Source organism: Neobacillus camarae, from assembly GCF_054950115.1.
In genome coordinates this window covers 188,572-204,316 of sequence record NZ_JBUCKX010000005.1, presented here as the reverse complement: position 1 = coordinate 204,316, position 15,745 = coordinate 188,572, and the positions used below count along the sequence as shown (strand labels likewise).

The window sequence follows — 15,745 nt, the reverse complement described above, 5'->3', positions numbered from 1 at the left end:
AACCTTTCTTACCATAATTGAATACAAATAATTTTCCCATTATAAAATTTGTTTCGTTAATTTGGTTAATCCCTTTTTAAAATTATAGGAGAAATGAAAAATGGAGCATTATTCTAAGTAAATGCTCCATTTTGATTGCTAATTTTACTGTTAATTAATTGATAATTTTGTGTTTATTTTGGTTGTTATTTGATATGCTATTCGAAGTTTTGTACTTCAAATCCGAACCCGTTAAATCTATTTCCAGCGTTTTTCAAGGACAATCGTTATTCCACCTTATCTTTCAAATCTGCAAACCATTGTTCCGTTTGTTCTGGTGTCTTTGCATTGATAAAAAGATTTTGTTTGGATGTTTCGATATAAATGTAAGGCGGGGAATTTTTTCGGATAAACAATAAGGCATTTCCGTAATTTTCCACTTTAAATTTCCCCTTTAACATGGTGGAAACCCCAAATCCATTCTGTCTGTAAGTGACCTCCGGCATTTTATCCAGGAGTTCCACCTGCTTTACATCCTGGTAAGACCATTTATCCCCATAAGGGCCAGTAATTTCAAACGTTTGTTTCTGTAGTGTTAGCTGATAATCTTTGTACCCCTGGTACATGATAACCCCGATTAAGGCCATGACTGCCACAAAAAGCGAGGTCGAGATCAAATAGCTTTGTTTTCTCTTTCTTGGCACATCATATCTTGAAATATAAATAAAGCCACCCAAAAGGACAAGAACCATATAACCAAATTGAATCTCGATCACATACTTAAATGAGGTAAAAACCAGTGGGAGCAAAATAAGCATCCCGACAGCCGTAACCAGCATCAACTTACCGGTTCTTTGCGGTAAGCCATTTTCAATCAGCTTCTGCTGCTCTTCCTTGGGCCGTAATGCAAACCCTGAAAGCAGTGAATAAGCTTTTTTCTTGAGAATCGCCCATGCTAAAATCCCAAATAACAAAATCATCCCTACTTGAACGATCACCAGCACCCACATAAATCAAGGTCCCCCCTGGTGCAAGGCCCTCCACACTTTAACTCAGTACAGCAATGGGGGCCTGACCCCTCACAAATTGTTCACATTTATTTGCTTCCGGTTTTTGCCATCGGTTTTACTGCCTTAGGTATGTTTAATGGTGTGATTGCTTTTTTATAGGCATGGTAGTAGGCCATGGAGATGAATAGGACTCCGCCTACAGCGTTTCCTAGGAATACTGGAACGAAGTTTTCAAGATATTCTGCCCATGTGAAGTGGCCAGCAAAAATGGCTGCTGGAATCACGAACATGTTGGCGACAACGTGCTGGAATCCAACGGCAACGAATGTCATGGTTGGAAACCAAATGCCAAGGATTTTTCCGGACATGTCCTCTGCCCCGTAAGAAAGCCAAACGGCCGATGCCACTAGCCAGTTACAGCCAATCCCTGAGAGAAATGCCTGAAGAAAGGTAGCGTCTAATTTATGCTCTGCTATATCGATTGTTTTACTTAAAAACGGTTCTGCTTCCGTTAATCCAACTAAATGTCCAAAGACATAGGCAACAAAGACAGCCCCAACAAAGTTGCTGTCAGTCACTAGCAGCCAGTTCCATGCAACTTGCTTTAACGTGACTTTTTTAGCCAGCTTTGCCATCGAAACAGCCATCATGTTACCGGTCAAGAGTTCTCCCCCTGCAAGCAGTGTCAAAACAAGCCCTACTGGAAACAGGGAAGCTCCTATTAAACTGCTAAGTCCCTGAAGATCACCAGGTAGTGTTGCTGTGACACGGATAAACAGCAAATACCCCAAAGCAATAAAGGCACCTGCTTCAAACCCTAAGATCAATGTTCTTAATGTAGGATATTTGGCTTTCTTTGTTCCATATTCAGCAGTGATTTCCATAATTTTATCAGGTTTACTATACGCCATAACCATTGTCTCCCTTATGTAAAATAAACTTTGTGAAATAAATAACATATTCATTTTACCTTACATAAAGAGAAAACAATGTGAACGTTTTGGTAACATTATAAACTGCCTATTAGAATCTAGATGTTTAATAATTTTTCTTGTGAATATTGGCTTTCAATCAATCCTATTTTTTCGTAGAGTTGTTTATTAACAGGTACCTCTACTCCGTGTTTTTCTGCTAATTTTATGACTGCTCCCGAAAACAATTCCACTTCACTGTATCTTTTTGCTTCAACATCTTGAGCCATTGAGGGTTTCCCATCCGGACTTAATTTGGCAAGAACCTCCAACCAATAATCCAAATCCGCTTCTGTTAAGGGAATCCCTTCTTTAACGGAAAGGGCGATGACCTCACGCATTGCAGCGATCATCGTTTCCCTTGCTCCCCCCTCTCTTTGAATCTCACCATAATCGCTTTGATAGACAGCCACCGTTTGATTGACCCCGACGTTCAGCATGAATTTTCCCCACAGCCGTTTCAGCATACCGGAATCCAGCTGGTATGGAACTCCTGTTTTATTAAAAAATTCAGCAACAGATTTCATCCGGTTGGTAATGATGCCCGGCTCGCGTTCACCAAAGCAGAGCATTCCCATATGATCATATGTAAGCTCATTTCCTACCTTTACCGCATCCATCCCTTGGGCAACACAATACAAAAGCTTATCGAGCCCATAGGCTTTCCCAATGATTTCTTCACTAGTAATCCCATTTAATGCCGAAAGGATAATGGTGTTTTCTTCAACATGGTTTCTAACTTTTTGAATGGCATCCTGCAGCCCATCAAATTTCACGGTAAAAATAAGCAAATCGGCCGGCTCGCATGCTTCATTCGGTGTTACATATTGAAAGTCACAGCGTTCCCCGTTACAAAAAACCCCTTCTTTTTCATAACGATTTTTACGCCCTTCATCAGCAATAATTCGCAAATCAGCTTTTGGCATGTTTTTGGATAATTGATGTCCAAATAAAATCCCCAGTGCACCCAATCCAATAATTGAAACCTTACGAATCTCCAAAACGAAACGAATCCCCTTTCTGATGGCTTATCTATTGAACTCTAAGATTATTATACGTTTCAGATAAATTGTTTTCAAAAATATAAAAATTTTGAAAACCTGTATCTCTCATAAGTTTTTCTGTTGTAAATATTCCTTAATAGCCGGTAATACTTTTTCAAAATACGGTGGAACATGCTGGACAAACTGAGTCTTAGTCATAATCTGTAAAAACTTCATCCTGCTTCCATCTTCCTGTACTTTAAATCCCTCCACGGGAACTCGTTCAAGTTCCCCCAGCCAAAGTTCAAAGAACGAGGAAAATGGAATCCGGGAAATTCCTGAGACTTCTTCCTCCTGCAGGATAAAATCCTCTAACTCCTGATGGGTCTCATACAAAAACACATGGGCATGTTCATTATCTTTTAGATTTTCACTAATGGCACTGTAAGAAACAATTCCTAAAGGAACCAGGTCTTCCATTAAAAGGTCTATGCCAATCTCTTCTTTTACCTCTCTGATTCCATCCTGGACGGTCTCTCCCTCCAATAAATGGCCGGCTGCCGTAATATCCAAGAGGTTGGGGTAATCTTTTTTTCTGTGACTGCGGATTTGTAAATAAATATAGTCAACACCAGCCACATGGCCAATGAACCAGCAATGAAAAACCTCATGCCAGAGTCCAAGCCGATGGGCATCAGCCCTTGTGGCGGCCCCCACAAAATTTCTGTCCTTATCAAAAATTCTTAGCATTTCAGTTTCCATATAGATGTCTCCATTATGTTTTTAATTTGCTTTTAATATGCGTTCCGCGCCTTCGACCAGGCTATCGATCAATTGGGCTGCATGCATTCCTTGCTGTAAAAGCCTTGTTCCCTGTCCGGCCCAAAGTGACATATATCCCGGATTGTTTTGTTTCGCCGCTTCCCTGCGGATATCACCTGTTAATGTGTTTTGGGTAGGAAAATCAGCCGGGGAGATGCCTGCCGCCTCGTATGCATTTATAAATTCATTTTTTATTCCTCTTGCGGGTCGACCTGAAAATACTTTCGTTACGACCGTACTTTCTTCGTTGCTGTTGATTAATGCCTGCTTATAGGCAGGATGTGCCCCTGACTCCATTGCCGTTAAGAAAGCTGTTCCCATTTGTACACCCTGTGCCCCTAATGCCAAAGCCGCAACAAGACCCCGGCTGTCCATAATTCCACCGGCAGCCACTACCGGTACTTTCGCGGCGTCCACTACTTGTGGTACCAGAGAAAACGTCCCAATCAATGCCCCGTTGGTCTTTGTTTCTATTTCAAAGGTTCCCCGATGCCCACCGGCATCACTTCCCTGTGCCACTATGATATCCGCCCCGTTTTCCTCTGCGATTAACGCTTCCTGAACGGTTGTGACCATCGAGGTTATTAGAATATTCTTTTTCTTTAATTCTAATACTTTATTACTCGGAAGCACACCAAATGCAGTTGAAAGGACAGGTACATCTTCTTCCAGAATAATGCTGAACTGTTCTTCAAAAAAATTGGCCGTTTTTACTGGTTCGGAGCTATTTTCAATTTGCAATTTTTCCCTTATGGCGTTTAGAATCTTTTGTGAGTCTTCCATACCGTCATACTGGTCAGTCCAATTTGTACAAAACAAGTTAACGGCAAATGGATGATTGGTTTTTTCCTTGATTTTTCGGATGGCAGACCTCATGTCTTCAGGCTTCATGTAGGCCGCCCCCAATGTTCCGAGACCGCCAGCGTTGGACACATTGGCAACAAGTTCAGGGGTTGTCGGACCTCCGGCCATTCCAGCTTGAATGATAGGATAGGAAATCCCCAGGATGGTGCATAATTCCGTGTTTAGCTTCATGTGATTATACCTCTCTATGCTTTTTCCAAGATTTATCTATTTCTATTCTACCTAACTTTTATTCTAAAGAAAAATAAGTATTAGTACCTCAATGTGGATTTTTGCCTATTGATGAAGGAATATCACAAATTCATCGTGAATACATTAGATAAAATTTATTATGTATTGTCTATGAAAGGATGCTTTAGATGACAAATAATGAGTTTAAAATGATTCGTGTCCCTATTCATACACCAACCATCATGCCCCATACGACGACAAACTGTTATTTAATTGGCAATGAGCAAGAATCCCTGTTGGTGGATGCGGGCTATGACCTGCCGGAAACGAAGCAGTTATTAGAAGAAGCCATAACTAAAAACGAACTTGCCGTGCCAACTAGCATTGTCCTTACTCATTCCCATCCAGACCACGCCCCAGGAGTGCGGCAATTAACCCACTGGTCCCCTACCGTTTATTGTCATCAAGAAGAAGAACAAGCGACCCTTGATGCGATTTCGCCATGGACCAAAATTGCTTTTTTGCGAGATGGTGACGGTCTCAAGGTCGGGAATGAGAATATTACTGTTTTACACGCCCCAGGTCATACTTCAGGTCAATTGAACCTTTATATTCCCTCTTTGAAGGTGCTGATAGCGGGTGATAACATTGTTGCGGAAGGCACGTCATGGATAGGGCCGCCAGACGGCGATATGGGTGATTATTTGCAAACATTAACAAGACTAAAACGGTTAGATATAACTAAGATCGGTCCAGGTCATGGCGGCTGGGTGGAGAACCCTTATGAACACATTGAGTTTGTCATCAATCGGAGACTGCATCGTGAAAACCAGATAAAAAGTTTGCTATCAGAACATAACCAGCTAACCTCTGAAAAACTAACAAGAATGATTTATCAGGAGCTCCCCATCCCAGTGTTTTTGAATTTGCCAAACGAACAACGGAGGCTCATTTAGCAAAATTAATGAAGGAAGGCACCGTGTCCTTGCAAAATTCTATTTATTTTTTAGTTTAATAGTATTATTTTCACAGAAAATGGGCACTGAAAGACCAGTGCCCTGTTTTTCTTTTTATGTTACCCATTTAAAAAATTCAGGATCGCTGTTCGATAGATTTGCGTGGTGATACCCAATTCTTCAGTATCCACATATTCATTGACATGGTGTGGAATCTCACGGTCGCCGGCACCAGTGGTCACAATCGGGACGCCGGCCAAATGCAAGAATGTTCCGTCCGTCGCGCCGGGAACACCATTATAGACCGGTTCCTGCCCAGTGACTTGCCGGTAGGCCCCTGCAATCGCCGTCACAATCGGATGATTGGAGTCTGTTTTCGTCCACGGCCGGTCCTCAATCACCTCAAACTCCGCCCTAAAGTCAGGATCAATTTGTGAAAGCCGATCCAAAATAGACTGGATATCGGCTGTAAGCTGCTCGTGGTCCTGACCCGGTATCGTCCTGATGTCAAGCGCGGCCATGCAATGATCCGGCATCACATTGATTTGCGGATCCCCGGTCACTGGTGCTTGAAGAATCGTCGGGGTAATACTCGGCCAGCCTAGTTCAGGGTCACGTCCCACCCGCTGTTTTTCTCTCCGTTCCAGTAGTTCCAGTTCACAGATAATCTTGGCCATCCGGGTAATCGGGTTGATGCCGCTTAAAGGCATCGCCCCATGGGCCATTTTCCCGAACGTCCGGATGAGCACACGCATCGCCCCTTTTTGCGAAATACAGATTTGATTTTCTTCCGGCTCGCAAATAATGGCGCCATCTACCCCATCGGCCCAGCCCCGCTTGATAAAATGCTTGATGCCAAGCATCATGTCTTCCTCATCACACGGGATACAGAGAATTATTCTTCCTCTAAAATTCTCTGTATCTTCCAAAATGGATTGAACCGCCGTGATGGCGCAGGCCAAATTCCCTTTGGTATCATTCGTCCCCCTGCCGTACATCCTGCCGTCAATAATCTCCGCGCCAAACGGGTCATAATTCCATTGCGACCGATCGCCCTCTGTCACGACATCCGTATGCCCTTCAAGGAGGATGGTTTTTCCGGGAATACCGGAATCCAATATCCCAATGACATTCAGCCTGCCAGCCGCAACCTCCTCAATATGAACTTCCAAACCCAGCCTTTTTAAAAAATCAGCCGTAAACAGAGCCACTTTTTGCTCATTCCCATCCGGCTTATTGGGCCGGTAGACACTTGGAATCCGGACTAGTTTTTGTGTCAAATCTATTACTCTTTGACTGTCTCTCAAAAAGCGCTCTTCCATTGTTAAAGTCAATCCTCTTCACCTCAAAGATTTATTTTGACCGATGATCAGTTAAATCCCGGATGCCATTACTTAGCATGTAAAAACCAAGGACCAACAAAGTGATCGTGATTCCTGGCGCCAATGTGAACCAAGGGCTGGTCGTCAAATACTCCTGCGATTCTTTCAGCATTCGGCCTAAACTCGGGTCAGGCGGCTGCACGCCCAGTCCCAAATAACTCAAAGAAGCTTCTGCCAGCAAAGCGATGGCGAAAGCCACCGATGCTGCCACAATTAATGGGGAATAAATATTCGGCAGGATTTCCCGAAATATGATTTTTAGCGGATGGACCCCAACCGCCTTGGCGGCCGTGACATATTCAAGCTGTTTATTTTGGATGAATCCGCTCCGGGCAATTCGGGCAATTCCTGGAGTTGCCAAAATGCCCAATGCAACCGCAGTATTTAACGTTCCGGTGCCAAAAACCGCCACAATCATAATCGCAAGAATAATTCCCGGAAAGGCCATTAACGCGTCAATCGCCCGCATGGTGATTTCGTCCATCCAGCCGCCCACATAGCCGGCAAACCCGCCAATCAACGTGCCAAAGACCACCCCAATCAGGGTCACGACCGCTCCGACAAAAAAGGCAGTCTGCGTTCCGGCCATAATCCGGCTTAAAATATCCCTGCCGAAGGGGTCCGTACCGAACCAATGAGCATGACTGGGAGCCTGCAATTTGTTGCTCACGGCAATCGCGTTCACATCATACGGCGTGTAGAAAAAACTGACGATCATCGTCACTAAAAAGAACAGCAAAACAATACTGCCAACCAGTAAATTCAAATTGATTTTCTTGCGTTTCAACTCTTGTCCCCCTCCTGTCACGACTTCAGCCTGATTCTCGGATCGAGGACTGCGTAGAGGATATCCACGATAAAATTAATCACGACTACCACAAGGGCAATATAAAGCACAATCCCTTGCACGACAGGGAAATCACGGTAACTGACAGCGGTAATTAATAAGCGCCCGATCCCAGGCAGGGAGAAGACCTGTTCAACCACAATGGTGCCGGCAATCACTTCGGCCAGTATCAGGCCAAACACGGTGACAACAGGAATCAGGGAATTTCGCAGGACGTGCTTATAGATGACCTTTGTTTCGGATACCCCTTTCCCGCGTGCTGTTCGGACGTAATCCAGCTTGGACTGCTCCAATATCGCATTTCTTACATACCTGAAACTGATAGCAATTTGCGGGAGCGCGATTGTCAAGGCGGGCAGAATGAGCGAACCGATGGCACCAATTATACTTTCACTCCAAGGCACATAACCTCCGGTAGTAAAAAATTGAAAACTCATGCCGATAAACAAAATCAAAACCATCCCGACAAAAAATGTCGGTACAGCCATTCCCAATTGAGTGAAGGAGGAAAGGAAAAAGTCACTCCATTTATTTTCTCTTTTCGCCGTAAAAATCCCCAACGGAATGGTAACCAGTATTACGATAATTAGGGAAATGACGGCCAAGGAAAGCGTGATGGGCAACCGTTCCATAATCAGTCCTGTGACCGGGCGGGAAAAACGAATCGAGTCCCCCATATCCCCTTGAAAGAACCCTTCCACCAAATGCAGGTATTGGACATGGCCCGGCTGGTCCAAACCAAGCTGCCGTCTAAGTGTTTCCACTTGGGTATCATCGGCATCCGGACCTAACATCGTGCGGACGGGGTCGCCTGGAAGGATTTGAAACACTAGGAATGTAATAACAGAGATCAAAATTAAGGTAACGACCAACAGTAAAAAACGGCGGACAACATACGTCAAGTATCTACCACTCCCTTATAGACAGGTCTGTCATCCCAACCTGACCATAAAACCTGGTTAGCTGACTATTTTGGCAGATAACCAGGCTTCCATAGACTACTGCTTTGGTTTCATATGCGCCATGTCCATATAAAAGATAGGATAGGATTTGAAACCTTCCACTTTTGAATTCATCCCCCACAAAGTTTTATAATCGGCAATAAACACAGCGGCTGCTTGCTTCGTTAAAATTTCCTGTGCCTGTTGATACATGGCAATCTGTTTGGCTTCATCCGTTTCCAAAACGACATCGGCCATTATTTTATCAAATTCTGGATTATTAAAATTCATCAGGTTACTGCTTTTATTGGTAGACACATAGCGGTTCAAGATTTTATAAGGATCCAGCTTCCCAGTAAAATCAATCATCGTCATTTCATAATCTTTTTTGCCATAAACATCTTCGAGCCATTTGGCCCATTCCACTACTTTAATTTCCGCTGTAATACCGACTTTCTTCAGTTGCTCAACCACAATTTGGGCAGCATCTGAATAGAGCTCGGCATGGGAGGAGATGGTGATGGTCGTCTTAAAGCCGTCCGGATAGCCGGCTTCGGCAAGCAGCTGCTTGGCTTTTTGCACATTGGCTGGGTAATAATCTTCCAGACCCTTTTTGTAATATTTGCCCATGATGGGACTCATGTTAGAGCCCAATTTGGTGGCGTATCCCGAAAATGCCCCCTCGATGATTTCATCTTTGTTGATCGCGTAATTAATGGCTTGGCGGACTTTTAAATCGGAAAAAGGTTTGTTTTCGTTATTAAAACCGAGCAGAAAAACAGCGTTACTTTCTTGTTCAATCACCGTAAAATTCTTCTCCACTTCTGCTTTCTGATGGGCCGGTATATCCGTGATATCCAGCTGTCCGCCCTGCAGGCTTAATAAAGCGGATTGGTTATCCGATTGAAAAACAAATGTCACTTTATCGAGGTAGGGGATCCCTTTTTTCCAATAATCTTTATTCTTTTCGATGATCAAATTGTTTTCGGGATGATACTCTACAAATTTAAATGGTCCCGTTCCAATAGGTTTCGTGTTTTGATTGGCATCATTGCTTTCCGGAATAATGGCCGATTGTTCGGCCGTTAGCCGGTAAATGAAGGTGGAGTCCGGTTTCTTCAGCTTCATGACAACGGTTTTGTCATCCGGGGTTTCAACCGACTCAACGTTTGCAAAATCGGATGACAGCGGTTGTCCTGTAGTGGTTCCCATTAACCGGTCAAATGAGTATTTCACATCCTTGACCGTCACAGGATCACCATTATGAAACTTGACTCCGTCCCTTAATGTGAAGGTGTAAACAAGGCCATCATCTGATACCTGATATTTTTCTGCGATGGCAGGCTCAACACTGCCATCGGGAGAAGGGTTAAACAACCCTTCAAATACATTTAACATCATGCGGAAGGTCAATGAGGCTTCCGCTTTATGAGGGTCAAGGAAATCGGGGTCACTATTAATCCGGACACTCATTTCCTTGATATCACTCTTCCCCCCTCCCCCTGTTTCGCCTTTCTTGGTGCTGCTGCCCGAACACGCGCTTACTAGTAAACTCATAGTTAACAAACTGACGAGAATGAACCATCGTTTGCGCATTTGCTTTTTCACCCCTTAAAAGTCTTTTTTATACTCCTCCAACCCCAAGATAGTAAGAAGCTCCGCTGTGTTCTCTACCAAGCCGGGAACTTCAATCTCTTCAATTCCTTCCCGGCCGAAGCGGTTGATCAGGACCGTCTGGATTCCCAGTTTCCCTGCCCCCACCACATCGTCATAGTAATTGTCCCCGACATACAATACCTCATCATGGGCGCAGTGAGTGATATCCAATAAATATTTAAAAATGCCGGCATCCGGTTTACTGATGTTTAACTCCGATGAAACGATAATCTGTTCGAAGTAATCATAAACCCCAATTTGCTTAAGGACTCTGCGGCAGGTCAGATCCCAATTTGATAACAAGGCAAGCCGGTAACCATGGTTTTTTAAGGCGTCCAGCACATGGGTAGTCCATGGAAATGGCCGCCAATAGGAAGAACTGTGTTTCCCTTGTGCCATAATGAAGGTTACTTGATGAATCAGATCAAATTTTACATTCAAAAAATAATTGACCAGTCCGATATACCAGGGCATGTAATATTGTGGAGGGTTACCCAATACCCCCTGATAGGACCGCATAAACGTTTTATCCGCCAGGTGATAGGCTTTTTCTACTTTTTCCCTTGGTATTGTTATAGATTGGCTTTCTAAAAAATTCATATAATGTTCCTCGCGCCGGTTGTAGGCAAGCGTATACCCTAAATCAAAGGCAATCAGTTTCAGTCTGTCTTTTTTCATTGATTAAACCACCAATCTGTTAATCTCATGTAAACGGGCCAATATCCTGCCAGCTGGGAATCCCTTCTACCCCTTTTGCCGCTTTAACAGCTTGGACGATGGCCTTTGTCATTACCTCTGCGGCCAACGCACCGATCAGGTCAACGGAAACTTTGTTTCCCCCGGTGCTAATGGCAAAAATGGTGTCACCGTCTTCCATGGTATGAACGGGGAAAATCGTCCGGGCATATCCGTTGTGGGCCATCTGGGCAACCTTTTTGGCTTCGGCTTTGGTCAAATCGGCATTAACCGCCACTACCCCGATTGTGGTGTTGGCTCCCGGCAAGATCTGTTTTCGTTTGTTCGCCCTCATGTACTCGACACTTTCAACAAGCGTACGTGAATCCCGTAGATAAGCACCCGCCAGTATTCCCCCTGTTGATGGGTCTCTCACCTCCCCCATGGCATTCACGGCCACAATTGCTCCAATCCAGACCCCATCGCTGATTTCCATGGAAGCGGAGCCAAGTCCGCCCTTCATGCAGCTCTCAAGTCCAGCTGCTTTCCCGACTGTAGCGCCGCATCCGGCGCCAGCATTCCCTTGTAAAAATGGCCCTCTCGCTGCATTTTGGGCAGCTATATAGCCCATTTTTTTATCGGGTCTTACCCTGCTGTCTCCAACAGGGAGGTCAAACAGTGCCGCGGCAGGAACTATGGGAACCTTGGCAATTCCCACATCGAGTCCAATATCGTTTTCCTCCAAAAATTGCATGACGCCTGATGCGGCATCCAAGCCAAATGCGCTCCCGCCTGTTAGGCAAACCGCATGCACGACATTCACGAGATTAATAGGGTCTAAAAGGTCGGTTTCCTTCGTGCCAGGGGCACTGCCTCTTACATCGACTCCAGCCGTTGCTCCTTTTTCAGTTAAAATAACGGTGCAACCTGTTAAGGCCGCTTTGTTTTCCAAATTACCCACTTTAATTCCAGGTACATCGGTAATGTTTCCATATGACATATTTACACCTCCTTACCATTTGGCCAATCAAAAAAATTTATATGAAATGACAGGCGGCGGCATGGCCTTGGTCATCCGTTATGAATTCGGGCCGTACCTTTCGGCAAATGTCCGCCGCCAGCGGGCACCTAGTATGGAAAGCGCAGCCTTCCGGAGGGTTAGCTGGATTCGGGACATCCCCGGTCAGAATGATCCGGTTGGATTTATTCTTGGGGTCAGGGACGGGAACGGCGGATAGCAAGGCTTTGGTATAAGGGTGTTTGGGATTCTCGTAAAGACGGTCGCTGTCAGCGACTTCCACCAACCGACCGAGATACATGACGCCTACACGGTCGCTTATGTGGCGGACCACACCCAAATCATGCGAGATGAAAACATAGGTCAATTGAAATTCACTCTGGAGATCTTTCAGCAGATTTAACACTTGTGATTGAATCGATACATCAAGGGCAGAAACCGGTTCATCGGCGACGATCAGTTTAGGGCGGACCGCCAAAGCGCGGGCGATACCGATTCTCTGCCTTTGGCCGCCGCTGAATTGATGGGGGTAACGTGATGCGGCATAGGCATCAAGACCGACTGTTTCCAAAAGTTCCTCCACGATTCGGGCTCTATCCTTTGGAGTGCCCAACCCATGGACCTTAAGAGGCTGTTCAATAATCTGTTGGACTGTATATCGCGGGTTTAACGAACCGTATGGATCTTGAAAAATCATTTGGATATCGCGGCGCTTTTTCCGCATTTGCTTTTTTGATAAGTCAGTAAGTGAGGTTCCATCAAATTCAATCATTCCAGCACTGGGTTCAATCAACCGGAGAAGCATTCGACCCGTTGTTGATTTCCCGCAGCCCGACTCGCCGACCAGTCCAAATGTTTCGCCTTTCTTTAGGGTAAAGGACACCCCGTCAACGGCCCTAACCTCACCGACTTTCCTGCCAAAAATCCCGCCTGAAATCGGAAAGTATTTTTTTAGATGCTCAACTTTTAATAATGTTTGGGTCATGCTTTTCCTCCTTCAGCGTCCCATGAAGAAAACAGCGGACAGCATGGCCATCCAAACTGACAGACATTTCAGGGGTTTCCACCCTGCAATCATCAAACACATGCGGACATCTCGGGGCAAACGGGCAGCCCTGTTTAATCGTCCCAGGTTTCGGCACATAGCCTGGAATGGAATAGAGGCGGTCTTTTTTATACCTTATATCGGGAATGGATTGGATCAACCCAATGGTATAGGGATGTTTCGGCTGCTGGAAAATAGCATCCACGGAACCTTCTTCGACAATTTTTCCGGCATACATGACGGCGACCCGGTCGCAAATTTCGGCGACGATTCCCAAATCATGGGTTATCATGATAATGGATGTTTTCAACTCATGATTAAGGTTTTTCATAAGTTCGAGGATTTGCGCCTGTATCGTCACGTCAAGGGCTGTGGTCGGTTCATCGGCAATCAGCACTTTTGGACCGCAGGCTACGGCCATCGCAATCATGACCCGCTGGCACATCCCTCCTGACAATTGGTGCGGATACTCATCTATCAGTTCCTCTGCCCGCGGCAATCCAACGAGAGTTAACATTTCGATTGCCTTCTTGAAAGCTTCTTCCCGCGATAGTTTGTTATGGGTGCGGATGGCTTCCATTAGTTGGCTGCCAATGGTAAATACCGGATTGAGAGAAGACATGGGTTCTTGATAAATCATCGCAAGTTCCTTCCCTCGGATTTGCCTCATTCTTTTTGAGGTGGCCTTTGTCAACTCCTCCCCTTGGAACAGGATACTCCCGCCAGTCACCTTTCCATTTCCTGTTGGAATAAGGCCCATAATCGATAGAGATGTGACGCTTTTCCCGCAGCCGGATTCCCCGACGAGACCCAGGATTTCGCCCTCCGACAAATGGAAATTCACCCCATCCACAGCAGGGATTTCACCTTCGGGGGAAAAAAATGATGTCCGCAGATCCTTTACTTCAAGCATCTTTCGAGTCATTGGCCTCCTCCCTTCTTCGAAAGTATAGATGTCGCTGTTTAATATTTGATGGCCACATTTTTTAGCTGTGTATAATTTCTAAGTGCTTCGAGTCCCTTTTCCCTGCCAAAGCCGCTTTTTTTATAACCGCCGAAAGGCATTTGGATGCCTCCTCCGGCACCGTAGTTATTGATGAAAATCTGCCCGGCACGGATTTTGCTTGCCAACCTGTGGGCCCGCCCGATATCATTTGTCCAGATCCCCGCTACCAACCCATAGGGGGAGTCGTTCGCCAGCTTGAGAGCCTCCTCTTCCGTGTCGAAAGTAAAAACGCTAAGGACTGGACCAAATATTTCTTCTTTTGCCAAACGGCTGTCTGGATGAACGTGGTCGAGGAGTGTGGGTTTAAAGAAATATCCATTTTCTCCAGCGACATAGGCCCTTTCGCCGCCGGTGCGTATGGTGATTTTCTCCTGCTTCGCCAACTTCATATATTCTGCAATTCTGTTAAACTGTTTTTCTGATAAGATCGGGCCAATATCGGGGTTCGTTAAACCTGGACCAATCACCAGCGATTCCATTCTCTCGATTACTTTTTCGATAAACTTCTCGTGCATGGATGTTTCTACAATTAAGCGTGCCCCTGCTGAACACGTTTGACCTGCATTTTGAATAATCGATTTGACCACCCAATTCAAAGCATCTTCCCAGTAGCAATCGGCAAACACAATGTTGGGTGATTTGCCGCCCAGTTCGAGCGTAACAGGTGTTACATTCCGAGAAGCTGCCTGCATCACCCTCATGCCTGTTTGGACTGAACCTGTAAAAGTGATGTGGTTGATATCCGGGTGGTTGGCGAGGCTCTCCCCTGCTTCAAAGCCATAGCCGGTCACCACGTTAAAAATCCCTTTCGGCAGTCCAGCTTCTTCGAATAGCTCCGCTAGTTTCAGTGCGGTAGCCGGAGTGTCTTCCGCCGGTTTCAGGACAACAGCGTTCCCTGTGGCAATGGCTGCCGCCACACTTCTTGAAGCAACCTGCAGGGGATAATTCCATGGCACAATATGGGCTGTTACCCCAACCGGCTCCCGGACGGTAAAATCAATAATCCCTGGTTCAATGGGAATCGTTTCTCCCAGCACTTTATCAGCCACCCCGGCGTAATATTCAAAATACCGGGCTCCGGCCTCTACATCAACTCTCGCTTGAGAAATGGGCTTTCCGGTATCCAATGTTTCCATTACCGCCATCACTTCTTGATCCCTTAAAATGAGTTGGGATACTTTCCATAGCAGCCTGCCCCGTTCATGAGGCTTATAGCTTTGCCACTCTTGGGATTCAAAGGCAAGGCGGGCAGCGGATACGGCCCGATTCACATCCTCTGATTTTCCTCTTGCAATGGTGTATAGGTAGGCTAAGTTTGCCGGATTATAGACCAGAAGTGTTTCTCCAGATTGACTGTCCGTCCATTCCCCATTAACATACATTTGTTTCTTTTTCATCAGTTCACTCCTCTAACACCCT

General features: G+C 45.3%; 15 protein-coding genes. 1 reads left to right on the top strand and 14 read right to left on the bottom strand.

Features of this window, described 5'->3' with window-relative positions; all coding sequences use genetic code 11:
• Positions 1-266 precede the first annotated feature (266 nt).
• The 5 genes from ACY8D0_RS25860 to ACY8D0_RS25840 form a co-directional block, all read right to left on the bottom strand.
• Complete coding sequence (locus ACY8D0_RS25860; protein ID WP_462413331.1) at positions 267-989, bottom strand: DUF3784 domain-containing protein; 723 nt, start codon at positions 987-989, stop codon at positions 267-269.
• 86 nt (positions 990-1,075) lie between these two features.
• Positions 1,076-1,900: a formate/nitrite transporter family protein gene (locus ACY8D0_RS25855; protein ID WP_462413330.1), complete on the bottom strand. Its 825-nt coding sequence runs from the start codon at positions 1,898-1,900 to the stop codon at positions 1,076-1,078.
• A gap of 119 nt (positions 1,901-2,019) precedes the next feature.
• Positions 2,020-2,961: a ketopantoate reductase family protein gene (locus ACY8D0_RS25850; RefSeq protein WP_462413329.1), complete on the bottom strand. Its 942-nt coding sequence runs from the start codon at positions 2,959-2,961 to the stop codon at positions 2,020-2,022.
• 108 nt (positions 2,962-3,069) lie between these two features.
• Complete coding sequence (locus ACY8D0_RS25845) at positions 3,070-3,705, bottom strand: NUDIX hydrolase (protein WP_462413328.1); 636 nt, start codon at positions 3,703-3,705, stop codon at positions 3,070-3,072.
• A gap of 21 nt (positions 3,706-3,726) precedes the next feature.
• Positions 3,727-4,800 carry an NAD(P)H-dependent flavin oxidoreductase gene (locus ACY8D0_RS25840; protein WP_462413327.1) on the bottom strand — a complete coding sequence of 358 codons (1,074 nt, stop codon included), beginning with the start codon at positions 4,798-4,800 and terminating at the stop codon, positions 3,727-3,729.
• 188 nt (positions 4,801-4,988) lie between these two features.
• Here ACY8D0_RS25840 and ACY8D0_RS25835 point away from each other — a divergent pair, with 188 nt between their 5' ends.
• Positions 4,989-5,756, top strand: coding sequence for an MBL fold metallo-hydrolase (locus ACY8D0_RS25835; RefSeq protein WP_462413326.1), 768 nt, complete (start codon positions 4,989-4,991; stop codon positions 5,754-5,756).
• A 119-nt stretch (positions 5,757-5,875) separates the two neighbouring features.
• Here the strand turns inward: ACY8D0_RS25835 and ACY8D0_RS25830 are convergent, their stop codons facing one another.
• From ACY8D0_RS25830 to ACY8D0_RS25790, 9 genes are all read right to left on the bottom strand, one after another.
• Positions 5,876-7,078 (bottom strand): M20 family metallopeptidase, encoded by a 1,203-nt coding sequence (locus tag ACY8D0_RS25830; protein WP_462413617.1) that lies wholly within the window; start codon positions 7,076-7,078, stop codon positions 5,876-5,878.
• A gap of 31 nt (positions 7,079-7,109) precedes the next feature.
• The gene (locus tag ACY8D0_RS25825) at positions 7,110-7,925 is read right to left on the bottom strand and encodes an ABC transporter permease (RefSeq protein WP_462413325.1); all 816 of its coding nucleotides are present in this window, start codon (positions 7,923-7,925) and stop codon (positions 7,110-7,112) included.
• A gap of 17 nt (positions 7,926-7,942) precedes the next feature.
• Positions 7,943-8,887, bottom strand: coding sequence for an ABC transporter permease (locus ACY8D0_RS25820; RefSeq protein WP_462413324.1), 945 nt, complete (start codon positions 8,885-8,887; stop codon positions 7,943-7,945).
• A gap of 96 nt (positions 8,888-8,983) precedes the next feature.
• On the bottom strand, positions 8,984-10,522 hold the full coding sequence (locus ACY8D0_RS25815) for an ABC transporter substrate-binding protein (protein WP_462413323.1): 1,539 nt from the start codon (positions 10,520-10,522) through the stop codon (positions 8,984-8,986).
• A gap of 15 nt (positions 10,523-10,537) precedes the next feature.
• A complete protein-coding gene (locus ACY8D0_RS25810; protein ID WP_462413322.1) occupies positions 10,538-11,260 on the bottom strand; it encodes an HAD family hydrolase in 723 nt (240 codons plus the stop codon).
• Positions 11,261-11,285: 25 nt separating this feature from the next.
• Positions 11,286-12,257 carry a P1 family peptidase gene (locus ACY8D0_RS25805; RefSeq protein WP_462413321.1) on the bottom strand — a complete coding sequence of 324 codons (972 nt, stop codon included), beginning with the start codon at positions 12,255-12,257 and terminating at the stop codon, positions 11,286-11,288.
• A 37-nt stretch (positions 12,258-12,294) separates the two neighbouring features.
• Complete coding sequence (locus ACY8D0_RS25800; RefSeq protein ID WP_462413320.1) at positions 12,295-13,260, bottom strand: ABC transporter ATP-binding protein; 966 nt, start codon at positions 13,258-13,260, stop codon at positions 12,295-12,297.
• Positions 13,235-14,245, bottom strand: a complete 1,011-nt coding sequence (locus ACY8D0_RS25795) for an ABC transporter ATP-binding protein (protein ID WP_462413319.1) — start codon at positions 14,243-14,245, stop codon at positions 13,235-13,237. The genes ACY8D0_RS25800 and ACY8D0_RS25795 overlap by 26 nt, the downstream gene beginning before the upstream one ends.
• 38 nt (positions 14,246-14,283) lie before the next feature.
• Entirely contained in the window at positions 14,284-15,723 is a 1,440-nt protein-coding gene (locus ACY8D0_RS25790) for an aldehyde dehydrogenase family protein (RefSeq protein WP_462413318.1), read from the bottom strand.
• Positions 15,724-15,745: the final 22 nt, after the last annotated feature.